General features: G+C 70.1%; 21 protein-coding genes and 1 pseudogene. 15 read left to right on the forward strand and 7 right to left on the reverse strand.

All coding sequences use genetic code 11. The annotated features are described in order from the left end of the window. The first annotated feature begins 128 nt into the window (after window positions 1–128). The 6 genes from ACFRFC_RS27775 (at window position 129) to ACFRFC_RS27800 (ending at window position 7,852) form a co-directional block, all read left to right on the forward strand. Entirely contained in the window at window positions 129–1,598 is a 1,470-nt protein-coding gene (locus tag ACFRFC_RS27775) for a CoA-acylating methylmalonate-semialdehyde dehydrogenase (protein ID WP_382689330.1), read from the forward strand. 54 nt (window positions 1,599–1,652) lie between these two features. After that, the gene (locus ACFRFC_RS27780; protein ID WP_382689328.1) at window positions 1,653–2,594 is read left to right on the forward strand and encodes an alpha/beta fold hydrolase; all 942 of its coding nucleotides are present in this window, start codon (window positions 1,653–1,655) and stop codon (window positions 2,592–2,594) included. Then, window positions 2,587–2,991, forward strand: a complete 405-nt coding sequence (locus tag ACFRFC_RS27785; protein ID WP_382689326.1) for a hypothetical protein — start codon at window positions 2,587–2,589, stop codon at window positions 2,989–2,991. The genes ACFRFC_RS27780 and ACFRFC_RS27785 overlap by 8 nt, the downstream gene beginning before the upstream one ends. A gap of 149 nt (window positions 2,992–3,140) precedes the next feature. After that, a complete protein-coding gene (locus tag ACFRFC_RS27790; RefSeq protein WP_382689324.1) occupies window positions 3,141–3,599 on the forward strand; it encodes a MaoC family dehydratase in 459 nt (152 codons plus the stop codon). Between the two features lie 80 nt (window positions 3,600–3,679). After that, on the forward strand, window positions 3,680–5,218 hold the full coding sequence (locus ACFRFC_RS27795) for an amidohydrolase family protein (protein ID WP_382689323.1): 1,539 nt from the start codon (window positions 3,680–3,682) through the stop codon (window positions 5,216–5,218). A gap of 336 nt (window positions 5,219–5,554) precedes the next feature. Further along, window positions 5,555–7,852, forward strand: coding sequence for a SpoIIE family protein phosphatase (locus ACFRFC_RS27800; RefSeq protein WP_382689321.1), 2,298 nt, complete (start codon window positions 5,555–5,557; stop codon window positions 7,850–7,852). Here the strand turns inward: ACFRFC_RS27800 and ACFRFC_RS27805 are convergent. The 3 genes from ACFRFC_RS27805 to ACFRFC_RS27815 form a co-directional block, all read right to left on the reverse strand. Then, window positions 7,833–8,798: an HpcH/HpaI aldolase/citrate lyase family protein gene (locus ACFRFC_RS27805; RefSeq protein WP_382689319.1), complete on the reverse strand. Its 966-nt coding sequence runs from the start codon at window positions 8,796–8,798 to the stop codon at window positions 7,833–7,835. The two genes, ACFRFC_RS27800 and ACFRFC_RS27805, sit on opposite strands and share 20 nt — an antisense overlap. Window positions 8,799–9,069: 271 nt before the next feature. Then, complete coding sequence (locus tag ACFRFC_RS27810; RefSeq protein WP_382689317.1) at window positions 9,070–10,278, reverse strand: MFS transporter; 1,209 nt, start codon at window positions 10,276–10,278, stop codon at window positions 9,070–9,072. Window positions 10,279–10,901: 623 nt separating this feature from the next. Further along, entirely contained in the window at window positions 10,902–11,264 is a 363-nt protein-coding gene (locus ACFRFC_RS27815) for a YciI family protein (protein WP_382689316.1), read from the reverse strand. Window positions 11,265–11,837: 573 nt separating this feature from the next. Between ACFRFC_RS27815 and ACFRFC_RS27820 the strand changes: the two genes are divergently transcribed. The 7 genes from ACFRFC_RS27820 (at window position 11,838) to ACFRFC_RS27850 (ending at window position 17,619) form a co-directional block, all read left to right on the forward strand. Further along, window positions 11,838–12,641, forward strand: coding sequence for an enoyl-CoA hydratase-related protein (locus ACFRFC_RS27820; RefSeq protein ID WP_382689314.1), 804 nt, complete (start codon window positions 11,838–11,840; stop codon window positions 12,639–12,641). A gap of 114 nt (window positions 12,642–12,755) precedes the next feature. After that, window positions 12,756–12,890, forward strand: a complete 135-nt coding sequence (locus ACFRFC_RS27825) for a hypothetical protein (protein ID WP_382689312.1) — start codon at window positions 12,756–12,758, stop codon at window positions 12,888–12,890. Next, on the forward strand, window positions 12,883–14,295 hold the full coding sequence (locus ACFRFC_RS27830) for an aldehyde dehydrogenase family protein (RefSeq protein ID WP_382689311.1): 1,413 nt from the start codon (window positions 12,883–12,885) through the stop codon (window positions 14,293–14,295). Before ACFRFC_RS27825 ends, ACFRFC_RS27830 begins: the two co-directional genes overlap by 8 nt. 40 nt (window positions 14,296–14,335) lie before the next feature. Further along, window positions 14,336–14,965 carry a malonic semialdehyde reductase gene (locus ACFRFC_RS27835; protein WP_382689309.1) on the forward strand — a complete coding sequence of 210 codons (630 nt, stop codon included), beginning with the start codon at window positions 14,336–14,338 and terminating at the stop codon, window positions 14,963–14,965. 66 nt (window positions 14,966–15,031) lie between these two features. Further along, the gene (locus ACFRFC_RS27840; RefSeq protein WP_382689307.1) at window positions 15,032–15,652 is read left to right on the forward strand and encodes a disulfide bond formation protein DsbA; all 621 of its coding nucleotides are present in this window, start codon (window positions 15,032–15,034) and stop codon (window positions 15,650–15,652) included. Between the two features lie 155 nt (window positions 15,653–15,807). Next, complete coding sequence (gene rutA / locus ACFRFC_RS27845; RefSeq protein WP_382689305.1) at window positions 15,808–16,890, forward strand: pyrimidine utilization protein A; 1,083 nt, start codon at window positions 15,808–15,810, stop codon at window positions 16,888–16,890. A 171-nt stretch (window positions 16,891–17,061) separates the two neighbouring features. Beyond that, window positions 17,062–17,619, forward strand: coding sequence for an RICIN domain-containing protein (locus tag ACFRFC_RS27850; RefSeq protein WP_382689303.1), 558 nt, complete (start codon window positions 17,062–17,064; stop codon window positions 17,617–17,619). Window positions 17,620–17,869: 250 nt separating this feature from the next. On the opposite strand, the pseudogene ACFRFC_RS27855 reads toward ACFRFC_RS27850, so the two are convergent. The 4 genes and pseudogenes from ACFRFC_RS27855 to ACFRFC_RS27870 all read right to left on the reverse strand — a co-directional run. Beyond that, window positions 17,870–17,995 (reverse strand): annotated as a pseudogene (locus ACFRFC_RS27855) (DNA-binding response regulator); the annotation flags it as partial. Between the two features lie 87 nt (window positions 17,996–18,082). Further along, window positions 18,083–18,469, reverse strand: coding sequence for a fic family toxin-antitoxin system, toxin component (locus tag ACFRFC_RS27860; RefSeq protein ID WP_382693149.1), 387 nt, complete (start codon window positions 18,467–18,469; stop codon window positions 18,083–18,085). Continuing rightward, window positions 18,466–18,759: a DUF1778 domain-containing protein gene (locus ACFRFC_RS27865; RefSeq protein WP_382693150.1), complete on the reverse strand. Its 294-nt coding sequence runs from the start codon at window positions 18,757–18,759 to the stop codon at window positions 18,466–18,468. The genes ACFRFC_RS27860 and ACFRFC_RS27865 overlap by 4 nt, the downstream gene beginning before the upstream one ends. A 99-nt stretch (window positions 18,760–18,858) precedes the next feature. Continuing rightward, a complete protein-coding gene (locus ACFRFC_RS27870; protein ID WP_382693151.1) occupies window positions 18,859–19,416 on the reverse strand; it encodes a GbsR/MarR family transcriptional regulator in 558 nt (185 codons plus the stop codon). 157 nt (window positions 19,417–19,573) lie between these two features. On the opposite strand from ACFRFC_RS27870, the gene ACFRFC_RS27875 reads away from it, so the two are divergent. Both ACFRFC_RS27875 and ACFRFC_RS27880 read left to right on the forward strand, forming a co-directional pair. Continuing rightward, window positions 19,574–21,256, forward strand: a complete 1,683-nt coding sequence (locus ACFRFC_RS27875; RefSeq protein ID WP_382693152.1) for a DUF885 domain-containing protein — start codon at window positions 19,574–19,576, stop codon at window positions 21,254–21,256. A 269-nt stretch (window positions 21,257–21,525) separates the two neighbouring features. Beyond that, window positions 21,526–23,028 (forward strand): MFS transporter, encoded by a 1,503-nt coding sequence (locus tag ACFRFC_RS27880; RefSeq protein ID WP_382693154.1) that lies wholly within the window; start codon window positions 21,526–21,528, stop codon window positions 23,026–23,028. Window positions 23,029–23,089: the final 61 nt, after the last annotated feature.

The raw sequence follows: 23,089 nt of genomic DNA on the forward strand, positions 1-23,089 counted from the left end.
GGGGACGCCTTCCCCGCGGGGCGGGAGAGCACAGCTGACGAGGTTCTCGCACCTGACCGTGCGACCGCCGGCTGACCGACCCTTCCGCTCGCGGGCGTGAGCCGGCCCGCATCCGACAGCGAGGATCAATGATGAATGAACTGCTGACGCACCATTGGATCGATGGACAGCCGTACTCCGGCGGCAAACCCGTGCCGGTGGTCAACCCGGCCACGGGGGCCCAGCTGGGCGAAGTTCTCCTGGGCGACGCGGAGGTCGTCGAGCGCGCGGTCGCCTCCGCGCAGGCGGCGTTCCCGAAGTGGCGCAACACCCCCGTCTCGCGTCGCGCACAGGTCCTCTACGCGTTCCGCGACCAGCTGCGGGCGCATGTGGACGAGCTGGCGGAACTGATCAGCGCCGAGCACGGCAAGACCGTGGACGACGCGCGGGGGGAGATGGCCCGGGGGATCGAGGTCGTCGAGCTGGCGTGCGGGGTCCCCGGACTGCTGAAGGGCGAGTTCGGCGAGCAGACCGCGACCAATCTGGACACCTTCTCGATGTTGCAGCCGCTCGGGGTCTGCGTCGGTGTCACACCCTTCAACTTCCCCGTGATGATTCCGCTGATGAAGATGGCGGTCGCGGTCGCCGCCGGCAACACCTTCATCCTGAAGCCGAGCGAGCAGGACCCGGGTGCGGCCGTACGCCTCGCCGAACTGGCCAAGGCGGCAGGGCTGCCCGACGGCGTCTTCTCCGTGGTGCACGGAGGACAGGATGTGGTCGAGGCCCTGATCGACCACCCGGACACCACTGCCGTTTCCTTCGTGGGATCGACCCCGGTCGCGCACAGCATCTACCGGCGTGGCGCGGCGGCGGGCATTCGCGTGCAGGCGCTGGGCGGGGCGAAGAATCACCTCGTGGTGATGCCGGACGCCAATGTCGGCTTCACGGCCGATGCCCTGGCCGCCGGGGCCTTCGGCGCCGCCGGACAGCGGTGCATGGCGGTGACCACCGCCGTGCTGGTCGGCGACGGAGCGGACGAGGTCGTCGAGGCCGTACGCCTGCGGGCCGAAGGGATGATCCTGGGGGCGGGCTCCGATCCGGCCACCCAGGTCGGGCCGCTGATCAGCGCGGCGGCCAAGGAACGCGTCCAGTCGATGGTCGCCAGGGCGATCGACGCGGGCGCGAAGCCGGTGGTCGACCGCAGCACCGAGGTCGTCCCCGGCCACGAGGGCGGCTTCTTCGTCGGTCCCACCCTGCTCGACCATGTCACCCCCACCTCCGAGATCTATCTCCAGGAAGTGTTCGGCCCGGTGCTCATCGTGCTCCGGGTGAACACCCTGGACGAGGCGCTCGAACTCATCCGCACCAACAGGTACGGGAACGGCGCGGCGATCTTCACCGCGAGCGGTACGGCGGCCCGCCGCTTCCAGCGCGACGCGCAGGCCGGAATGGTCGGCGTCAACGTGCCCATTCCGGTGCCCGTGGCGCCCTTCGGCGCCGGCGGGTGGAACGACTCCGTCTTCGGCGACACGGGACTGTCGAACGCCGCCTGGCGCTTCTACACCCAGCCCAAGTACGTGACCGCCCGATGGGATGAGCAGGTGGGTCGTGACAGCTGACGTCGGTAACGGACACAGGCCGCACACGGTAGGCCGTACAACGGAAGGTTGAGAATGCCAAGAACGATCGCGGAACTCCCCGAGGACATTCGGAGCCGCTACCCATTCCAGTCACGGTTCGTGCGGGTGAACGGGCGGCGCATGCACTACATCGACGAGGGGCCGCGCGACGCGCCTCCCGTGCTGCTGCTGCACGGCAATCCGGCGTGGGGCTATCTGTGGCGGGACGTGGTGCCGCCGCTGCTGGCGGCCGGACTGCGTGTGGTGGTGCCCGACCAGATCGGCTTCGGACTGTCCGAGAAGCCGCACGACCACACCGTCCACACCCTGGACAACCACGCGGCCAATCTGGTCGCGCTGCTGGACGCGCTGGAACTGCGTGGCGCCACCTTCGTCTGTCATGACTGGGGCGGCCCCACCGGACTGTCCGCGCTCGCCGTGCGCCCCCAGGCCGTCTCGTCGGTGGCGGTGATATCCACCTGGGCGTGGGTGCAGCCCTGGTCGGCGTTCCATTCGCGGGTGCTGCCGTGGCGGCTCATGCACGCCCCGGTGGTGGGCCCCCTGGTGATGGGCAAGCTCGGGGCGATGCCGGGACGCGGCATGTATCTGTCCGTGGTCGACCGGGAGCGGTTCGCCGCCGAAGGCCGCGACGGCTACACCGAGGTGACCGCGGATCCCGACGAGCGCGCCCTGACCTGGACCTGGCCCCGCTCCATCCCGCTGGGCCGGGACACCGACATCGCCAGAGAGCGGTTCCGCTGGCTGGAGGCACAGATGCGTGCCCTGCGAGTGCCGGCGACGGTGATCTGGGGGCGCGAGGACGACGTATTCACCACCGATGAGTTCACCCGCTACTGGAAGGACGTCTGGCCGCACGCCGAGGGTCCGCACCTGGTGACCGGGCGGCACTTCCTCCAGGAGGACTCCGGTGCGGAGATCGGAAAGCTCCTGGCCGACTTCGCCGGCCGGGTGAACGAAGGGCAGGGCAATGGCTGAAGCACCCGAGGTACTCATCGTCGAGCGGCGTCCGGACGGCCACCGGTCGGTGCCGCTGCTGGAGGAACACCAGCTCGGCCACTACCCGGAGTTCCGGGAGTTCCTGTCCGCCACCTTCGGCCTGGCGGCCGATCCGTTCGGGGCGCCCGGCCTGCTCAGCCTGGCGGGCCGCCACTACGAGCTGGTGTTCGTCGGCAGCTCCGGCCTCCCCTTCCCCGCCGCCGTACGCATCGCCGCACTCGTCCCCGGACTGGAACCGCTGGACGAACAGCTCGCCCTGGCCGACCTGTGGACCATCGCGCTGTGGCTGGTGGACGGCGTCGGCGGAGAGTGGGACGCGGAGGCGCTCGCGCGCACCGGGCAGATCTACCGGATCACCCCGGAGTACGCCGCCTGAACCGCCGACGGGCTGGGCACCGGCGAACAGCGGGTGCCCGGCCCGGGTTCCACCCCCTACCCGCCAACGGGGCGAGCGAGCCGTATCCGGTCCCGGACGCCCCGCCGCCGCCCCGCCCGTTCACCCCTCCAGAGAAGGACGGACCAACCGTGCCCACCCTTGCCCACACCATCGACGGCCTCAAGGCACTCGCCGGAACCGACCTGGGCCGCACCGGCTGGATGGAGATCACCCAGGAGCGGGTGAACACCTTCGCCGACGCCACCGGCGACCACCAGTGGATCCACACCGACCCGGACAAGGCCAAGGACGGTCCCTTCGGCCGCACCATCGCCCACGGCTACCTCACGCTGTCCCTGATCATCCCGCTCTTCGAGGAACTGCTGAAGGTCAGCGGTACGTCGATGAGCGTCAACTACGGCCTGGACAAAGTACGTTTCCCCAGCCCCGTGCCGGTCGGCGCCAAGATCCGCCTGCATGGCACGGTCGCCTCGGTCGAGGAGGTCAAGGGGAACGCCGTTCAGCTGCACCTCACCTTCACCGTGGAGGTCGACGGAAGTGACAAGCCGGCCTGCGTGGCCGAGGCGATCTACCGGCACTACGCCTGACGCCGGCGATCAACCCCCCGCCGCCACTTCCTGAGCCTTCCACAACCCCTCAAGTGACCCATGAATACTTGGAGTTGGCTATGAACAGTGACGCCGCATCACCACAGGCGGACGGTTCCAGAAGCCCGCTGCGCCGCCGGTCCTTCCTCGCCGCCGGCGCCGGTGTCGGCGCGGCCGGTCTGGGGCTCGGTGCCGCCGCGACCGCCACCGCCCGGCCCGAGGCGCCCGCACCGGTCCCCACCTTCACCCCCGGCCGCCCGATCCTGTTCCGCGGCGCGACCGTCGTCACCGGCGACCCCGCCCTCGGCACCCAGCAGAACGCCGATGTGCTGGTCACCGGGGCGACCATCAAGGCGGTCGGCCCGAACCTCGCCGCGCCCTCGAACGCCGTGATCGTCGACGGCCGCAACCGCATCCTCATGCCCGGCATGATCGACACCCACCGGCACATGTGGCAGACCGTGCTGCGCGGGGTCGCCGCCGAATGGACGATCGCGAACTACTTCCAGTTCGTGTTCGAAGGCGGATGGGGGCAGCTCTGGCGCCCCGAGGACATCTACGCCGGGAACTACCTCTCCATGGTGGAGGCCATCAACAGCGGGGTCACCACCACCCTGGACTGGTCACACGGGCTGTACACCTACGAGCACGCCGAGGCCGCCGCCGACGCCCTGTTCGACTCCCGTGGCCGGGCCCGGCTGGCATTCGGCGACATCAGCGCGGGCCCGCAGAAGTGGGCCGTCGACGGCGACGTGGACCGGCTCCAGCGCGCCCGCTTCTCCTCCAGCAACCAGCTGGTCACCCTGCAACTCGCCTGGGAGACGCCGAACGACCCGGCCTTCCCGGAGCGCCCGGCCTGGGAGTTCGCCCGCGACCACGACCTGATGGTCACCCAGCACGCGGGAGTCTGGAACTTCTCCGGCAAGGACGGGATCAGGATCCTGCGGGACAACGGCTTCCTGCTCCCCACCAACACCTATGTGCACGCCTCGTCGCTCACGGAGAGCGACTACCAGATGATCGCCGACAGCGGCGGCAACGTCTCGATCTCCGCCGAGAGCGAGCTGAACGCGGGCCAGGGCTACCCGCCCACCGGCAAGGTGCGCGAGTACGGCATCCCGGTGTCGCTGTCGAACGACACCAGCATCTGGTGGAGCGCCGACATGTTCTCCGCCATGCGCGCCACCCTCAACGCCGACCGGGGCCTGGACCACCAGGAGGCCCACGCCCAGGGCAAGACCGTCATCAACAACGATCTGCGCACCGAGGACGTCCTCCGCTTCGCCACCCAGGGGGGTGCCGACGCGCTCGGCCTGGGCTCGAAGCTGGGGTCGATCACCCCGGGCAAGCTGGCCGACCTGGTGATGCTGCGCGCCGACACCCCGTCGATGGTCCCGCTCACCAACGCCGTTCACCAGATCGTCTACCAGGCGAGCCGCGCCGAGGTGGACACGGTCCTGGTCAACGGGCGGGTGCTCAAGTACGGCGGTGCGCTGATCGCCCCCGATCTGAAGCGGGCCACCCGGCTCGCCGAGGCGTCCCGTGACCACATCCGGGACGCGGTCGGCGCCGAGCAGTGGGCGGCCGGCCAGGAGCCGCCGCCGTTCCGGACCGCCTGAGGGCCGTACGGGACCGGCTGACCGACGGCCGTACGGGACCGGCTGACCGACGGCCGTACCGGACCGGCTGACCGAGGGCTGGACAGGATCGCCTGACCGAGGGCCGTACGGGCCACCTGACCGAAGAGCCGGCCAGGTTGCCGCTTACCGCGGGTAACACAGGGCGCGGCTCCGGACCGCCCTCGACATCGCAGGTCAAAGGCGTGGACCTCCCCGCCGGACGGATGCCCGGCGTGGCTCGCCGCCGCGAGGGCTGCCTGATCAGAGGGGCAGGGGCGATACTGGTCAGTGGTCGGCCCGGACACGGCGGAGCTGCGAAGCGAGGTGTCGCTTCTCATGGCACAGCACCTTGACGACGGACCTGGCCCGAGACGGCCGGGCCGGCGGTGGACCGCCGCGGCACGCGGTGTCCACGAGCGGGACACGTTCCTTGTCACGGCACTCGGTGCGGCCGTGCGGGAACTCGCCGCCGAGGCCGTCTTCGTCCATCTCCTCGAAGCGGGCGGCGAGACACTGCGGTTGACGATGGCGGGCGGGCTCCCGCCCGCCATCGTTGTCATGCCCGAGCGCATCGCGGCCACCGACGCCCATCCCACGGCGAATGCCCTCCGCAGCGGCACCCCCGTGATGGCCCCCCAGCAGAGACCGACCGCCGGTGCGGCACAGCTCCCGGGTGTGGTACCCATCCTGGCCCTCGTCGTCGCCGCCCCGCTCACGCACGACGGCCGGCGTCTCGGCGCTCTCACCGGGATCTGGACGCAGGACTCCGCCGCCACGCCGGAGAGCCGCGCAGAGCGCCTGGAAGCCATCGCCCGTGATCTGTCCGGGCGGCTGGCGACGATGGCCGGCCAGGGCGTGCCGATGTCCCCGGGGACCAAACCGGTCATCGTGCCGGTCCTGCACCCGGCCCGCACGGCCGCCGACCGGGCGGCCGGCGGCACCGGGGCGAGCCGGTGGGGGATGCCCGAGATCCCGGGTTCCACCGAGGTGACGTTCATGTACCACATCCACCAACTGGCCGCGATGCTCAACGAGGCGGGCGGTTTCACGGAGGTCATGGAGGTGGTGCAGGAGCGGATCATGGAGCCGTTCGGCGCAGCGGCGTTCCTGGTGACCTCGGTGGAGTACGGAAAGGTATGGGTGGCCGGGTACGGCAACTGCCCGCAGGAGGCCGTCAAACGACTGCACGGATCGAGCGCGCACCACGACGGGGACCCGCTCAGAGAGGTGATGCGCTCGCATGTGCCCCTGTGCTACCGGGACCGGGCGGCGCTGGTGAACGCCTACCCCGGCACCGAGGACGGCCGGCGCGTGGAGGACGGTGTGCAGGGCGGCTGGGTCTATCTTCCGATCATGGTCGGCTCCCTCGCCGTGGGGGCCTGCGCGCTGGGGTTCGAGGGTCCGGTCAACCCCACCGCCCAGGAGCAGATCGTCCTGCTGATGATGGCCAATCTGCTCGGGCCCACCCTCGTCAGGGCCCGGCTGAGCCAGTCCGGCCGGAGCCTGGCCGAACGGGTGCAGAACAAGCTGCTGCCCGAGACGGCCTGGGACATCCCCGGCCTCGCCCTGGCCGCCCGCTACGTCCCGTCGGGCGCGTCCGCCCTGGGCGGAGACTGGTACGACGTGATGCTCCGGGACGAGTCGACGGTCGGGCTGGTCGTCGGTGACGTCGAAGGTCACTCGATCGACAGCTCCGTGGTCATGGCGCAACTGCGCACCGCCGTACGGGCCTACTTCATGGAGGGTCACCCCCCGGCCACCGTGCTCCGGCGGACCGACCGCCTGCTGTCCCAGCTGGACACCGACCTGCTGGCGACCTGCTGTGTCGCCGCCCTGGACCTGGGCGACGGGACGCTCGACGCCGCTTCGGCAGGACATCCGGCCCCCGTGGTCCGGCACCCGGACGGATCGGTGACGGTACCGGACCTGCGTACCGGCCCGCCGCTGGGTGTCGACCCGCACACCGTCTACGCGTCGGCCGAGCTGTCGCTGCCGCCCGCCACCCTGCTCATGCTGCACACCAACGGCCTCAGCTGGACGTCCGCCGCGGACGCGGCCACCCCGGAGTCGCTGCTCGCGTCGCTCGGCGCGCACGGGGACACCCGGCCGGAACGCCTGGTCGATCTGGTGCTCGCGGCGGGACCGCAGGACCGGGCCCGCCGCGACGATGTCGCACTGCTGATGGCCCGGTACGAGGGCGGACCGACCGGCAGCGGCCGGCACACCGGCAGGCTGAGCGTCCAGCGCCACGATCTCCAGGCGGTCAGGGCGTCACGTACCTTCGTACGGGACCTCCTCCACGCGTGGCACCTCGATGAGCACACGGAGGACGTGGCGCTGATGACGTCCGAGGTGGTCACCAACGCGCTGGTGCACGCCGACAGCGGCGTCGACATCCGGATGCGGGTGCACGGGAAACACCTCAGGGTCGAGGTCCGTGACTCCGACCCGACGCCCCCCGTGCCGGAGCCGATCGTCCTCTCCAACCAGCCGGGCTCGGAGTGGGAGCACGGCCGCGGGCTGATCATCGTCGACGCGCTGGCCGCCGACTGGGGCACCGCGCCGAGCGGTCATGGGAAGACGGTGTGGTTCGAGCGCTCCATCCGCCGCGCTCCTACGCCTCCGGGGGCGTGAAGGCGGTGGTGCGCCGCAGGCCGGCCGCGCGGCCCTGGCCGACGACGACGAGGGCCATCTTGCGGCTGGCCTCGTCGATCATCTCGGCGCCCAGCATCGCGGAACCCTTGAACCCGCCGGCTCCCGAGGTGTGCCAGGCGTATGCGTCGAGAATCATCTCGGCGTGGTCGTAATCCTCCTGCGAGGGCGAGTAGATCTCGTTCGCGGCGGCGATCTGGTCCGGGTGCAGCACCCACTTGCCGTCGAATCCCAGGGCCGCCGAGCGGCCGGCGACCTCGGCGAACCCGGCCGGGTCGCGGATCTGGAGGTACGGCCCGTCGATGGCCTGGAGGCCGTGGGCGCGCGCGGCCATCAGGATGCGCATCAGGATGTGGTGGTAGGCGTCCGCCGGGTAGCCGGGCGGCTGCTCGCCCACGACGAGTGACCTCATGCCGATGGAGGCCATGAAGTCGGCGGGGCCGAAGACGAGGGTCTCAAGGCGGTGCGAGGCAGCCGCGATGTCCTCCACGGCGACCAGGCCCTCGGCGCTCTCGATCTGTACCTCGATACCGATCCGCCCGGGCTCGAAGCCCATGGTCCGCTCGATCTGGGTGAGGAGCAGATCGAGCGCCTTGACCTGGGCGGCGTCCCGGACCTTGGGCAGCATGACACAGTCGAGGTGCTGCCCCGCGCCCTCGACCACGGTGACGACATCGCGGTAGGTCCAGTGCGTGGTCCAGTCATTGACCCGGAGCACCCGCGTCCTGCCGGTCCAGTCACCGGTGTTGAGGGCGTCCACGATCAGGTGCCGCGCCTTCTCCTTGACCGCCGGGGCGCAGGCGTCCTCAAGGTCCAGGAACACCTGGTCCGCGGCGAGGGTCTGGGCCTTCTCCAGGAAGCGGGGATTGCTGCCCGGGACGGCGAGGCAGGAGCGGCGGGGACGCGGGCGATGCACGGTGCTGCTCATGCTGCGTGAGCTTCCTTTCGGCAGGGCTGTGGCGCCGTCGCGCCGGGATTCCGGAGCACGGCTGGACCCCGGCGGGCGGGGAATCGGCTCCCGCCCACCGGGGAGTGATAGGGGCAGGCGTCGACGGTGGCGACGCGAGGTGTTGTCCAGGGAATGACGCGAGGCTGTCGTCCCGGGGGTGACGCGGGGAGGCGCCGGGGGAGTGACGCGGGGAGGCATCACGGGGAGTGAAGGCGTCCCAGGAGAGGGGCGTCCGGTCGAGGGACGTTCGTCAGTCGGTGGGCCGGTCGGCCGCCGCCTTCGCCCCGAAGCCGGCCCGGCGCACACAGGCCACCACACAGATGGCCACCAGCGGGAGCAGGGTGACCTGCCACAGCCCGGCCGCGCCCCAGCCGGACGCCTCCACGAGCGAGGCGAACAGCAGCCCGGAGAAGGCCGCGCAGAGATAGAAGCTGGTGACGAACAGTCCCGTACTGCGCCCCACCTGGTCGGGCCGTACCGCCCGCTGGATCGCGCTGTTGTGATTGGTGTAGAGCGTGCCGAGGCCGAAGACGCCCATGAAGAACGCGAACAGACACTGCCAGCCCGGGGTGACCTCCGTCTGGTAGACGAACAGGCTGGTCACCGAGAGCGCGGCGTAGGCGAAGATCAGGACTTTGCGCTGGTCGACCCGGTCGCCCAGCCATCCGGCCAGCGGCGCCAGCAGGGCACCGAAGCCCACGAAGCTCATGGCCAGTGCCGCCTGGGTGGCCGTGTAGTCCAGATGACTGATCAGATACGTCGGGTACAGCCCGAGGAAGCCGTAGACGGCCACCCCGCTGATGGCGGCGCTGAGTGCCAGGGCCAGGCTGTCGCGGTTGTAGGGGGAGGCGGGCAGATGGGTGTGGCCCGCGATGGAGGCCGGGCGCTCGTCGGCGCGCTCGGTGAGGCCGCGGTTGACGGCGAAGAGGGCGATCGCCGTGATGACGAGGCCGGCCGCCCCCAGTACCACGAAGGGGAGACGCCAGGAACCGAGCGAGGTCTGCATCTGGACCCCGGCGAGCGGTCCGATGAAGGTCCCCAGCCCGTAGGCGGTACCCGCGCAGCCGAGGGCGAAGGTGCGGTTGTGGGAGAAGAACGCGCCGATGGCCGCGAACAGCGCCGCCGTCTGCATGCCCTCGCCGAACCCGGACACGATCCGGTACACGGTCATGTCGGCGAAGCCGGTGGCCAGGGGCGTGGCCAGGGTGCCGAGCGAGTAGATGACGATGCTGACGAGGATGACCGTCTTACGGCTGAAGCGGTCCAGGAGATAGCCGGTGGGGATCCCGGCGACGGCCATCCCCAGGGTGAAGACGGTGGCGAGCGTGCCGCCCTGGGCGAGTGAGAAGCCGTACTCCTCGCGGATGCCGGGCAGGAGCGGGCCGAAGACCTGCCGGTCCATGGCGTTGAGCAGGTAGGAGAAGAGGAGGATCAGTGAGCCGGTCACGATCGTGCGCATGGGGAGGTCAGGCGCGGGTGTCTCGGCCTTGGGTCTGCTTCTCGCGGGGGCTGGCATGGCTTGGGACATGATGGGTCTCCTGTCGGCTGAAACCGCGGGGGATCGCGGTCGGCTCGTCGGCGGGAGGAGGCCGGGCCGACGATGAGCCGGACGCGAGGGAGCGGCGCGGGTGATCGCGCGTGATGGGTGGTGGCAAAGCGGCGGGCACCGACGGTACCGCGCCGGTCCGCGTGAACGAAGAGGCGGACGTCCGCTCACCGCCGACACCTCGGCATGTCGCCGTGCGGGGCGGGATGCGCCCGGGTTCCGGCGGCGCTCGCGGGTACGGCCGTACGGCGGCCCGGTCCACCCAGGTGTGGTGGCGGGGGCCGGTCCCGCCGGGAATCGGTCCGAGGGCGCAGCGGTACTGGCTCGGCGTCCCGGCGTCCAGCGGCGGCGCGCCGACATGAGGTCCCCACGTCGTGCGCCTGGCGCTGGTGAGCTGGTGAGTCGGTCGGGGTGGGCCGACGGGCCGGCCGGCGCCATGTGGCGACGGTGGCGTCCTCACCAGCCGCTGCGGCCGATCGTCAGTGAACCCGCGAGCCAGTGAACCCGCGAGCTACGGCTCGGGTCCTGGCTCGCACTCACGCCCGCAGCGTGCCTTCGTTGAGCAGCCAGGGCAGCACGCGGAACGTCCGGGCACCCGCCTGGTGCATCGGGTCCGACGCGGCGATCCGGGTGGCGTCGTCGATCGACTCCGCGTGATAGACGAAAACGCCGTGCCCGTTGTACTCCGTGCCCCCCTCGCTGGAGAGCGGCCCCGCGGCGAACATCACGCCATCGTCCTGCAACTTGATCTGATACGCCAGATGGGGTTCGAGGTTCTTCAGCACCGGGTCCAGACCATCGACCGGGTCGGAGAACACGACGTACAACTCTTTGCCTATGAGGTTTTGACCGAGCTGCCGACAGAATTGAACCAGCTCGTCCCAGGGCATCGTTGCCATGAGTCACCACTTTCGCCTATGGATGCGATGGAAGACACGACGTCATTCTGAGAGAGTGACCTGCGAACCAGGAATACCGGATCCTTTTCGGCAGCTGCCAGGTTTCCCCACCCGGGTCATTCCCTCGGTGTCGGCTCCTCGTATTCCGGTATCATCACCACAGGCCAGACCGCATGGGCTTGGCCTCCTTGCACAATCCTGGACAGCGCTGCGGGCGATCTTTGCGCGATTCGTGCAATCGTGGTTCAGACGACTCCGATTCGTGTCACCGCTCTACGCGAAACGGCGATTCGTGTGTCACCGTGATGCGCTTGTCAGCGTGCTGCGCTCAGCCGTGGTTCGAGCCCGTGTGACGCGCCACCGTGACGAAGACGCGGCTTGGGCGATCCGTGCAAAGCGTCCCCGCGGTCTTGGGCATCGCGACCAAGCGCCGGACTGTGATCGCCGCCCATCATGGCCACCCGGCCGACATGACCCGCCAGGAACCCCCGGAGAACCACCAGGTGCTCCCGGAGGGAACGCGGTGCACCCATGACCGGCCGGCTGAAATCGATGCATGCGAACGGAGTCCCGATGTCGGCTGTGGTGAATGACGCGGTCCAGGTGAGCCGGGAGGGGGCGATCGCGACGGTCCGGTTGAATCGCCCGGCACGGATGAACAGCATGACGTCCGGGCTGCTGGATGGACTGCTGACCGCCCTCGAAGACATAGCGGCCGACCGTGAGGTGCGGGTCGTGCTCCTGACGGGCAACGGCAAGGCGTTCTGTGCCGGCGGTGACCTGTCCGCCGGGCTCGACGAGATCAATGGCGCACCGCCCCTGACCAGCCAGCACCGCAGGCTGCGGACCTTCGTACGGGCAAGTCAGCTGCTGTACACGATGCCGCAGGTCACGATCGCCGCCATCAACGGCGCCTGTGCCGGGGCCGGGTTGTCGCTCGCGCTCGCCTGCGACCTTCGGTACGCGGCAGATTCGGCGCGCTTCAGCACCGCGTTCCTCGGCGCGGGCGTGTCGGGTGACTTCGGTGGCATCTGGTTCGCCACCCGGACCCTGGGTGCGCAGCTGACCCGGTCCCTGTTCCTGCTGTCGGAGCGATTCGACGCCGCCGACGCCCAACGGGTGGGGCTGGTCACCGGCATTCATCCCGGCGCGGAGCTGCTGCCCGAAGTGCGCTCGGTGGCCGAGGGCCTGGCCTCGCGGGCACCGCTCGCGCTGTCCGCCATGAAACAGAATCTGATCGACGCCGAATCGATGGACATCGCCACCTACCTCGAAGTGGAAAGCGGCCGCCAGGCATTCACCGTCGCCACGGCGGACGCGGCCGAAGCAGCGGCCTCGTTCATCGAGCGCCGTACGCCTCGCTTCGAGGGCAAGTAGCCCGACGCACGGCACGGCCCCTGCCCGGTCGGCCACCCCCTACCGAAGAACCGCTCAGGGTCCGACCTCAGGACCGTGTTCGGGAATCATCTCCAGGAAGGACACCGCCCCACGATGCGCACCACCCCGCGTACCGCTCCCGGCATCATCGGCGCCGGTCCGGCCGGGCTCGCGCCCGGCCGGCGCCCGTCGCGCCGCTCCGTCAGCACCGGCCCGATCCTCAAGAGGGGGGAGCGGGTCCATGGCTGAGCGTTCCCCGCACTGGATCAACGGCCGCCGGGTGCACGGCCACGGCGAGCACATCGACGTGGTGAACCCGGCCACCGGCAAGGCGATCGCCACCGTACCCGCGGGCACGGCCGCCGACGTGGACACCGCGGTGGCCGCGGCCCGCGCGGCACTTGCGGGCTGGTCCGCCACGGCGCTCGAAGAACGGATCGCCGTGGTGCGGCGCATCGCCGACGGCATCACCACACGCCGCGACGAGATCGCCGCCAGCATCACGGCCGAGATGGGCTCGCCGATCCGCTTCTCGCGCGCGGTGCAGGCGGGGGTACCCGCCGCCACCTCCGCCGGGGTCGCCGCGGTGGCCACCGACTTCCCGTGGACCGAGGAGATCGGCAACTCCCTGGTGGTGCGCGAGCCGATCGGCGTGGTCGGGGCGATCACCCCCTGGAACTACCCGCTGCACCAGATCGTCTCCAAGGTCGCGCCGGCGCTGCTCGGCGGCAACACCGTGGTGCTCAAGCCGTCCGAGATCGCCCCGCTGACCGCCGTCGTCCTGGGCGAGATCGCCGAGGCGGCCGGACTGCCCGCCGGGGCGTTCAACCTCGTGCACGGCACCGGTCCGGTGGCCGGCGAGGCCCTCGCGGCCCACCCGGACGTGGACATGGTGTCCTTCACCGGGTCGACCGGGGCCGGCAAGCGGGTGTCCGTGGTCGCGGCGCAGAACGTGAAACGGGTGGCGCTGGAACTGGGCGGCAAGTCCGCGAACGTCATCCTGGACGACGCCGATCTGGCCCAGGCCGTGAAGCTGGGACTGGCCAACGCCTTTGCCAACGGCGGCCAGACGTGCACCGCCTGGACACGGATGCTGGTGCCCGCCGCCCGGCACGACGAGATCGTGGAGGCTCTGGCCGCGGCCGCCGCCAAGCACACCCTGGGTGACCCGGCCCAGGAGAGCACCCGCGTCGGCCCCATGTCCTCGGCGGCCCACCAGAGCAGGGTGAACGGCTACATCGAGCGTGGTGTGGCGGACGGAGCCACTCTGGTCTTCGGTGGGCCGGGCCCGGTGCAGGACATGGCGGACGGCGCCTATGTGCACCCCACCGTGTTCGGCCACGTCGCCCCGGACGCGGTGATCGCCCAGGAGGAGATCTTCGGCCCGGTGCTCTCGGTGATCCCGTACGCCGACGAGGAGCAGGCGGTACGGATCGCCAACGACTCGATCTACGGTCTGGCCGGCGCGGTGTTCGGCGAGCCGGAGCACGCCCTGGCGGTGGCCCGGCGCCTGCGCACCGGCCAGGTGGACGTGAACGGCGGCGCGTTCAACCCTCTGGCACCGTTCGGCGGCTACAAGCAGTCCGGCAACGGCCGTGAACTCGGCCGCTACGGCCTGGAGGAATTCCTGGAAGTGAAGGCGATCCAGCGATAGCCGACCGGCACCGAGAACTCCGAAAGGGAGCCCCATCACCATGTCCGACAACCCCACGCCCGAAGACGGAGAGATCACTCTCTCCAGGCTCGACGAGAACGGCCGCGCCACCCTCTTCACCCACGCACGCACCGTCAACAACTTCAGCGAGCGTCCCGTGTCCCAGCACCAGCTCAAGGAGATCTACGAGCTGATGAAATGGGGACCGACCTGGGCCAACACCCTGCCCCTGCGCGTCCTCTACCTCACCACCCCCGACGGCAAGGACCGGCTGCTGCCGCACCTGGACCCCGGAAACACCACCAAGGCGAAATCCGCCCCGGTCAACGCCGTCCTTGCCGTCGACAACACCTACCACCACCACATTCCCCGCCTGCTGCCCTTCCGCCCGGAACTGCGCGACGCCCTGGAGAACGACCCCGAGCTGCACGGGCGGATCGGCACGGGAAGCGGATGGCTCCAGGCCGCCTACTTCCTCTTCGCCGTCCGGGCGGTCGGCCTGGCCGCCGGGCCACTGGGCGGGTTCGACGCCGACGGAATCGACGCGGAGTTCTTCCCCGAGGCCGACTGGCACTCGTTCCTCGTCGTCAACATCGGCCATCCCGGCAGCGACCCGTGGTTCGACCGGCTGCCACGCCTGAGCTACGACGAGGCCGTGCGCCACATCTGAGGCGTCCCACGGCGGGCCGCACCCCGCGCTAGCCTTCGGACCGGACACTGTGTGAGGGTCGGTCGCATGACTGAACGGCGAAGCGTGGACTTCTGGTTCGACCCCGTGTGCCCGTACACCTGGATCACCTCGCGGTGGCTGGTGGAGGTCACCAAGGTGCGTCCGGTGACCGTCCACTGGCGGGTGATGAGTCTCTCGGTGCTCAACGAGCACCGGGACGACAACCCCGAGGGTGAGTGGGAGGACTACATGTGGGCGCCGGTACGCGTCTGCGCCGCCGTGGCGGAGCGGTTCGGGCAGCGGGCGCTGGGTGACCTCTTCACCGCGATGGGCACCCGCTTCCACCTCCAGGGCGACTGGGGGAACCTCACGGCCGCCCTGGCGGATGCCGGGCTCCCCGAGGAACTGGCCCAGGCCGCCGAGTCAACCGCCCACGACGACGCGATCCGCTCCTCGCACGCCCAGGCCGTCGCCCTGGCCGGCGGCGACATCGGCACCCCCGTGATGTCGCTCGCCGCGCCCGACGGCGAGCGGGTCGGCTTCTTCGGGCCGGTCGTGTCGCCGGCTCCCACCGGGGAGATGGCGGGCCGGCTGTGGGACGGCTTCCACCTCATGGCCACGGTTCCCGGCTTCTACGAGGTCAAGCGCACCCGGAGCGGCGAGCCCCGGTTCGACATGGCCGACTGACACGGCCCGTCCGGCGACGGGGACACCCGCAGTAAGGTGACCCGCAGCGAGGGCGACCGGCTGTGGGCCGTACGACGACGGTGACCCTCCCGACCACACGCCACAGGGGCGGGAAACGGTCTGTGCGTCGCCCGCCCCGGTGACCGAGGAGTGACATGGACATCGGGGTCTTCCTCCCCATCGGGAACAACGGCTGGCTCATTTCGAAGAGTTCTCCGCAGTACATGCCGACCTTCGAACTGAACAGGGCCATCGTGCAGCGGGCCGAGAAGCATGGCCTGGACTTCGCGTTATCGATGATCAAACTCAAGGGTTTCGGTGGCGAGACGGAATTCTGGGACCACTGTCTTGAGTCGTTCACCCTGACGGCGGCGCTGGCCGCCGTGACGGACCGGATCAGGCTGTACGCCTCCGCCCCCATCCTCGCCCTGCCCCCGGCGATGGCCGCGCGGATGGCGGTGACCATCGACTCGGTCGCCCCCGGCCGGGCCGGCGTCAACATTGTCAGCGGCTGGGCGCCCGCCGAGTACGCCCAGATGGGCCTGTGGCCCGGAGACGAACACTTCGCCACCCGTTACGCGCGTGCCGCCGAATACGTCACTGTGCTGCGGCAGTTGTGGAGCGAGGGCACCAGTGATTTCCAGGGCGAGTACTACCGGATGGACGGCTGCGTCCTGTCGCCGCGCCCGGCGGACGGGCACATCGACATCCTCGCCGCGGGGCAGAGCGGTACGGGGATGAGGTTCGCCGCCGAGTACGCCGACGGGAACTTCATTCTGGGCAGCGGGGTCAACACCCCGCTCGCCCTCTCCGCGGCCACGGCCACGCTCGCCGAACAAGCGCGTACGGCCGGCCGGGACGTCGGCGCCTTCGCGCTGTTCATGATCATCGCGGAGGAGACCGACAGCGCCGCGCAGGCGAAGTGGAAGGACTACCACGACCACGCCGACCTCGCGGCACTGGGGTATCTGACCGATCAGACGGCCCGGGACAAGGACGCCGACGATTCCTCGACGGCGAAAACCGTGGCGCTGCCCGAGGGGGCCGTGAACCTCAATATGGGCACGCTCGTCGGATCGTACGAGACCGTCGCGAGGATGCTCGACCAGATCAGCGAGGTCCACGGTGTCAAGGGGATCATTCTGGTCTTCGATGAATTCCTTGAAGGTGTGGAGAACTTCGGCACCCGAATTCAGCCGCTCATGAAATCCCGTACGCCTGCGCGAGGGGAATCGTGAAAGGCGCGACAAGCGTCGCCGCCGCCGGGCCTGCCACCTGCCAGGTGTCAATGGCGTGAGCGGCACGTAGCTCCTGAGGGGGATGGCTGGGTGGTGAGCTTGGCTCTAGGGTCCCACTGGCCGATGAGAAATCGGTGCTTTGTGTGCCCTTTCACCCGATAGGAGTCAAGTATGTCCGTTCCTCGCAAATGGCTGGCCGGTGCAGGTGTGTCCGTGGCGACGGCGGCCCTCCTGGCGGTTCCGGCCGCCCCGGCCGGTGCCGCGGCGTCCCAGCAGGCGGCACCGCCCCCGCTGCGGCAGCTGACCCTGCGGCTGGCCTCCGACGCCGAGCAGCTCGCCGAGGTGCAGGGGGCTTCCGTCGAGGACGGTGCCGCGGTCGTCCAGGGGGCCTTCTCCTTCGGCGGCAGCGCCCGCTGGACCGCCGAGGACCTGGGCGGCGGCTATGTGCGCTTCGCGTCCGTGCACAGCGGCAAGTGCTTGGACGTGAAGAACGGTGACACCGCCGACGAGACCGAGATCATCCAGTGGACCTGTGACACCGGCCAACACCAGCAGTGGCGGTTCGTCGCGAAGGGGAACGGCTATCAGCTCGTGGCCCGCCACAGCGGCAAGTGCCTCAACGTCAAGGGCGGCACGGGCGAGGGCAACCCGCTGATCCAGTACACCTGTTCCAGCCAGGGCGAGGACAACGACCTGTGGCTGCCGGTCTGGGAGCCGACCAGCGTGTAGTCGCGGAGACGGCACGGCCCGCTTGAGTCCTTGGGGGCGTGGAGTGTGCAGCCCAGATCGGCTGCACACTCCACGCCCCGGGGAGCGGTGTGCGGCGGAGCCGATAGGGGTGGCTGTGCCATCCCCAGCCGCGCTCGCGGATCAGGGAGCAGAGGTCCAGGGCGTCCAGACGCCGGGTGAGCACCTCCCAGTCCCGCCCGGCGGGCATCTCACCCAAGGCCGGGGCCACAGGTTCCCTTGCTGTCGCCGCTCAGTCACCGGCCCTCACCAGGCCGCTTTCGTAGGCGAAGATCACCGCGCGGATACGGTCCCTCAGGCCGAGTTCGGTCAGGACGCGGCCGAGGTGGGTCTTGACGGTCGTTTCGCCGATGAAGAGGCGCCAGCTTCACCGCCGCCCCCTCTCGCCCTCAGGCGAAGGCCGAGACCGGCTGACCCGAACCGACCGGCTGCCGGGCTACGCGACTCAGGTGATCCTCCATGCCCGCAGTTGACGGCCGATCAGCCCGACGCCCTTCGCGCCGGACGCGGTGTCACGTACCAGCGCGACCGCCTCCTTCGGTGGGTAGTCGAGTCGGTACCCGTTCAACACCAGGTACGCCTCCGTGGAGTGCCATGCGAACCGCTCGTTGGAATGCTCCAGGCACGGCAGCCGCGCCAGCGTTTCGAGGAGCGCCGCTGCCCTGAGGAAGACGGAACCGTACACCTCACGCTCCATCGCGCGGGCGTTCACCCGCGCGACCGCCGCATACAGCGGACCGTAGTCGTCCACTTGGGGATCACCCGGCAGCAACTCGGCGGCATGCAGAAGAAATGCCACGTCAAGGGGGTGGGCGGGATTGTTCTCGGTCACGCGGCGTGGCCCCGCTCCTGGAGCGCCTCAAGCTCAAGACGCGCTTCCAGGTCGTCGGCGCGTTGCGCCGCGCCGGACCCGGCCGGGCGGATGTCCTCGTCGAAAGCGTCACCGCTGCGGTCCATCGACTCCCGGAACGCGTCGAGGAAGTGCTTCTCCACGGCCGTCGCACGGTCGTAGGCCGCGGAGAGGATGTACTCCTGGAGGCTGACACCCTCCTGCCTCGCGGCGGACTCGATCGCGGCACGCTGAGCCGGGTCAGGGAAGCGCAGGTTCATGGCTTTGGTCATGGTACCCACGGTACTGTCGGTACCATCCGCCGCGCCAGACCGCCTCGGTCATCGCGGAGGCGTGGTCGGGACCCACCTGCTGCGGATCTTCGCTCTCCGTCATCGCTCGGGGCGGGGGCGCCCGGCGTCCTGTCCGCTTTGAGGCTCTGCCGCCGAGGGGGTGTCGTCGGTCGCGGGGAACACGGCGAGCGGGCCGTGCTCGGCACGCCACCGGGCGAACCGGTCGAGCAGTTCGGGGATGTTGGCCAGGAGAAAGGCGTGGAAGTTGCGCATTTCGAGAATGCGGACCCTGGGTGCGTCGGGGAGTCCGGCGTCGGCGAGTTGCTCGTCGAGGATCGCCACCAGCCGGGCCACCTCGCGTGCGTTTTCCTGGTAGACGTCGGGCCAGTGGGCCGAGCGCAGGCTGAACTCGTCCTGCCGGGTCTCGGGGGACACCGTCCGTTCGACCATGTTCAGCCGGCGCAGCAGTCTTCCCATGCTGGAGACGGTCACCGGGCTGGCTTCCATGCGCGCCGCGAGCTGTTTGGTGGCCAGCCGGGGCTCCTCCGCGATGAGGAGTATTCCGACCATCCTGCCCGCCATGGGCGGCACGTCGGCTCCGAGCAGTGTGGCCACCACGTCGGCGAACCGCAGCTGCGCCTGTTGGTCCCGAGTCATGTCGGAAGTGTATCCCCTAGCCGTCATTCATCCAGAACTGAATGGCGCAGTGTATTGACACTGCAGCGAGTGGGATCGAATACTCGCTGCATCGCAATCCCGACATCGCAATCCCGACATCACACTGCCGTCGCACTGCCGACACAGGGAGCAACACATGGCCGAGCAGGACCCTCAGGCGGAACTCTCCGATCTGGCCGCCGAGTACTTCGCCGCCGAGATGGCGTTCGACCCGTTCGCCGCACCCCTCATGGGGGTCGCCGGTCACAGCCATGAGGTGCCCGACCCGTCGCCGGAGGCTGCCGAAAGGCATCGGTCCGGTCTGATCGATCTGGGGAAGCGGCTGACCGCCGTGCCCTGGGAGGACCTGACAGGTGAGGACCGGGTCACCTACGGCGTACTGCGCAGTCTGATCGACTGCGGTGCGAGCGAGATCGAGCACGGGCTCACCGACTTCGCGGTCTCCGCCAGTGTCACGGCCCCCCAGAATCTTGTCTTCCAGTCGCTCGCCATGACCCCCGTGGACGACGCGGGCGCGCCGGACTACCTGGAGCGGCTCGCCGCGCTCCCCGGATTCTTCGACGGCACGCTCCGGTGCCACCAGGAGGCGGCAGCGCAGGGCCGCCGCCCCCTGCGCAGCGGTGTGGACAGCGCGCTGGCCCAACTGGACGGCCACCTCGCCATCGATCTCGACGATGACGCCATGGTGCGCACGGTGCAGGACATGCCGGAAGGGGAGAAGGGCCGCGCACTCGTCCGGGACGTGGTGCGGCCGTCCATCCTGCGGTACCGCGAGGGCCTGGCCAGGCTCGCCGATGTCGCCCGGCCGGACTCCGAGGCGGGAGTGTGCCATGTCCCCGGTGGGACCGAGGCGTACGCGGATGCCGTCGGCCGGCACACCCGGCCCGGCCTGAGCCCGGAGGAGGTGCACCGGATCGGGCTGGAGACCGTGGCCGCGCTGCGCGAGGAGTTCGCCGAACTGGGCGCCAAGGTGCTGAAGACCCGGACCGCCGAGGAGACGCTGGCCGCCCTGCGGGAGGACCCGTCACTGCGGTTCTCGCGTGCGCAGGAGATCGTCGCGCTGGTCGAAGAGGCGCTGGAGCGCGCCCGGGGCGCCGTGCCCGCCTGGTTCCGCACGTATGACATCGGCGACTGCGTGACCCGCGAGGTCGACCCGCTCTCGGCCGAGACCGCGCCGCTGGCGTACTACCAGCCGCCCGGCGGGCCGGGGCTGCCGGGCACCCACTGGATCAACACGATCCGTCCCGAGACGAAGTTCCGGTACGAGTACGAGGCGCTCGCCTTCCACGAGAGCATCCCCGGCCATCACCTCCAGCTCGCCGTCGCCCAGACCCTGCGTCAGCTGCCCGAGTTCCGCCGGAAGACGGCCGGCCAGATGACCGCGCACCTGGAGGGCTGGGGCCTGTACACCGAGCGCCTCGCCGACGAGATGGGCCTCTACAGCTCGTACCTCACCCGGTTCGGGATGCTGTCGCTGGACGCGGTCCGCGCCTGCCGGCTGGTCGTGGACACCGGGATGCACCACTTCGGCTGGTCCCGCAAGCAGGCCGTCGCCTACATGCGGGACAACACGGCCACCACCAAGGCCAATGTCCGCAACGAGATCGACCGCTACATCGCCTGGCCCGGCCAGGCCACCGCCTACATGATCGGCCGCCGCGAGATCCTCGCCCACCGTGAACGCGCCCGCCACGCCCTCGGTGACCGCTTCGCCATCAAGGACTTCCACCACGAGGTCATCGGCCATGGCGCCGTGCCGCTCGGTGTGCTCGACGACCTCGTCACCGACTGGATCACCACGGTCCGGGCTGATCGCTGACCGGACCACCACAGCCGCCCCTCATCACCTACTGGATCAACGCCACCCGCGACTGATCACCGACCGGATCACCACAGCCCGTGGCCGATCACACCGACCGGATCACCATCGCGCGGGGCTGATCACCGACCGGATCACCACGGCCCGAGGCCGATCACCGACCGGATGGCCTTCTCCGCCTCCACCCTCGTACGGGGCTCCTCAACCGGCACCACCCAGGACCGTCGCCGCCGCTCGCCCTCACCCATCCTCGGAGACCCGGAGCACTCATGTCCGAGACACTCACACCACCCAGCGTCGCGTCACCACAGTCCGGCACCTCTGTCCTCGCCCTGACGGCCGTGTTCGTCGTCGTCACCGGGCTGCTGGACTCCATGCTGCTTCCCGCGCTGCCCGTCATCCAGGCCGCTCTGACGCTCACCACGGCTGAAGGCGCCCTGCTGCTCAGTTCGATCGCCATCACCGCGTCGCTGGCGGTCCCGCTCGTGGGTTCCCTGGCCGACCGCTACGGCGGCCGCCGCATGCTGCTCGCCGTGGGCTGCGCGGGGGTGGCCGGGGCGTCGCTGTCCGCGCTCACCCAGTCCTTCCCGCTGCTGATCGCCGCACTGGCGATCCAGGGCATCGGTACCGCCGTCCTGCCGCTGGGCTTTGTCATCGTGCGGGAGAACTTCCCCGAGCAGAAACGTTCGTTCGGTATCGGGCTGCTGGTCGGGCTGTTCTCCTTCGGCGGCGGCGTAGGCGTGGTGCTCGCCGGGCCCATCGCCGAGAACCTGTCCTGGCGGTGGATCTTCGGCCTGCCCGCCATCGTCATCGGCACGGCCACCCTGATCGCCTACTGGATCATGCCCCGTACCGCCCCTTCGCCGGGTGGCGCGGCCCTGGACGGCACCGCGGGCAAGTCCCCGGACACCAGCGCCGACAGTATCGACTGGACCGGCGCCGCACTGCTCGCGGCCACCCTGTTCTGTCTCACGTTCGCCCTGTCGAAAGTGTCCGACTGGGGCTGGTCGTCCCCGCTCGTCCTCGGGCTGTTCGCCGCGTTCCCGGCCCTCGGGGCGCTCTGGGTGCGGGTCGAACTCCGTGTCGAGAACCCGATCGTCAATGTGCGGTTCCTCCGGCGTCCCGCGGTGCTCAGCGGCACGCTGGCCGCTCTGGTGCTCGGCCTGGGCTACGCGGTGTCGGTGCTGTCCATCCCGCAGATCGTGCTCGCCCCCGAGCAGTCCGGCTACGGGCTCGGCGGGACGATCACCGACACCGGCCTGTACATGCTTCCCGCCGCTCTGGTCTCCGTGCTGGTCGGGCCACTGGCCGGCCTGCTCTGCCGCCGCCTGGGCTCCCGTACGGTCCTCACCGCCGGACTCGTGATCGCCACGGCCGCCCTGGTGTTCGCCGCCTACCGGCACAGCGAGCCATGGCACCTGATCCTGCTCGTCGTCCTGCTCGGCGTCGGCGCGGCCATGAGCGGCACCGCCCTCTACAACGGAACGGTGGAATCCGTGGAGCCCAAGGACACCGGCGCGGCCACCGGCATCAACTTCATCGCCCGGTCCGTCGGCATACTCCTCGGCGTGCAGATCGCCGCGGCGATCATCTCCCGCTACGCCGAAGGGTCGCCGATCCCGGTCCCCACGGACGCCAGCTACACCAACACCTTCCTGGCCGGGGGAGCCATCACCGCGCTCGCCATCCTGCTCGCCTGGCGGGTCCCCGGACGAGGGACGGCCACCTCGCCCCGGCCCACCACCGAACCAGCCCCCACCATCCACGCCTGACCCGGCCCCGCACCCGGAATCACACACATCGCACCTGTCCCACCCTGGACCGGGCCACCGT

It is taken from the genome of Streptomyces sp. NPDC056734 (assembly GCF_042790455.1).
Lineage (GTDB): Bacteria > Actinomycetota > Actinomycetes > Streptomycetales > Streptomycetaceae > Streptomyces.

Bases quoted from the DNA above. Each gene is read 5' to 3' on its own strand.
- ACFRFC_RS27830 (WP_382689311.1), top strand. From the start codon at position 12,883: ATGGCTGAGCGTTCCCCGCACTGGATCAACGGCCGCCGGGTGCACGGC.
- ACFRFC_RS27780 (WP_382689328.1), top strand. From the start codon at position 1,653: ATGCCAAGAACGATCGCGGAACTCCCCGAGGACATTCGGAGCCGCTAC.
- ACFRFC_RS27785 (WP_382689326.1), top strand. From the start codon at position 2,587: ATGGCTGAAGCACCCGAGGTACTCATCGTCGAGCGGCGTCCGGACGGC.
- ACFRFC_RS27800 (WP_382689321.1), top strand. From the start codon at position 5,555: ATGGCACAGCACCTTGACGACGGACCTGGCCCGAGACGGCCGGGCCGG.
- ACFRFC_RS27850 (WP_382689303.1), top strand. From the start codon at position 17,062: ATGTCCGTTCCTCGCAAATGGCTGGCCGGTGCAGGTGTGTCCGTGGCG.
- ACFRFC_RS27820 (WP_382689314.1), top strand. From the start codon at position 11,838: ATGTCGGCTGTGGTGAATGACGCGGTCCAGGTGAGCCGGGAGGGGGCG.
- ACFRFC_RS27880 (WP_382693154.1), top strand. From the start codon at position 21,526: ATGTCCGAGACACTCACACCACCCAGCGTCGCGTCACCACAGTCCGGC.
- ACFRFC_RS27815 (WP_382689316.1), bottom strand. From the start codon at position 11,264: ATGGCAACGATGCCCTGGGACGAGCTGGTTCAATTCTGTCGGCAGCTC.
- ACFRFC_RS27795 (WP_382689323.1), top strand. From the start codon at position 3,680: ATGAACAGTGACGCCGCATCACCACAGGCGGACGGTTCCAGAAGCCCG.
- ACFRFC_RS27775 (WP_382689330.1), top strand. From the start codon at position 129: ATGATGAATGAACTGCTGACGCACCATTGGATCGATGGACAGCCGTAC.
- ACFRFC_RS27875 (WP_382693152.1), top strand. From the start codon at position 19,574: ATGGCCGAGCAGGACCCTCAGGCGGAACTCTCCGATCTGGCCGCCGAG.
- ACFRFC_RS27810 (WP_382689317.1), bottom strand. From the start codon at position 10,278: ATGCGCACGATCGTGACCGGCTCACTGATCCTCCTCTTCTCCTACCTG.
- ACFRFC_RS27870 (WP_382693151.1), bottom strand. From the start codon at position 19,416: ATGACTCGGGACCAACAGGCGCAGCTGCGGTTCGCCGACGTGGTGGCC.
- rutA (WP_382689305.1), top strand. From the start codon at position 15,808: ATGGACATCGGGGTCTTCCTCCCCATCGGGAACAACGGCTGGCTCATT.
- ACFRFC_RS27865 (WP_382693150.1), bottom strand. From the start codon at position 18,759: ATGACCAAAGCCATGAACCTGCGCTTCCCTGACCCGGCTCAGCGTGCC.
- ACFRFC_RS27840 (WP_382689307.1), top strand. From the start codon at position 15,032: ATGACTGAACGGCGAAGCGTGGACTTCTGGTTCGACCCCGTGTGCCCG.
- ACFRFC_RS27805 (WP_382689319.1), bottom strand. From the start codon at position 8,798: ATGAGCAGCACCGTGCATCGCCCGCGTCCCCGCCGCTCCTGCCTCGCC.
- ACFRFC_RS27825 (WP_382689312.1), top strand. From the start codon at position 12,756: ATGCGCACCACCCCGCGTACCGCTCCCGGCATCATCGGCGCCGGTCCG.
- ACFRFC_RS27835 (WP_382689309.1), top strand. From the start codon at position 14,336: ATGTCCGACAACCCCACGCCCGAAGACGGAGAGATCACTCTCTCCAGG.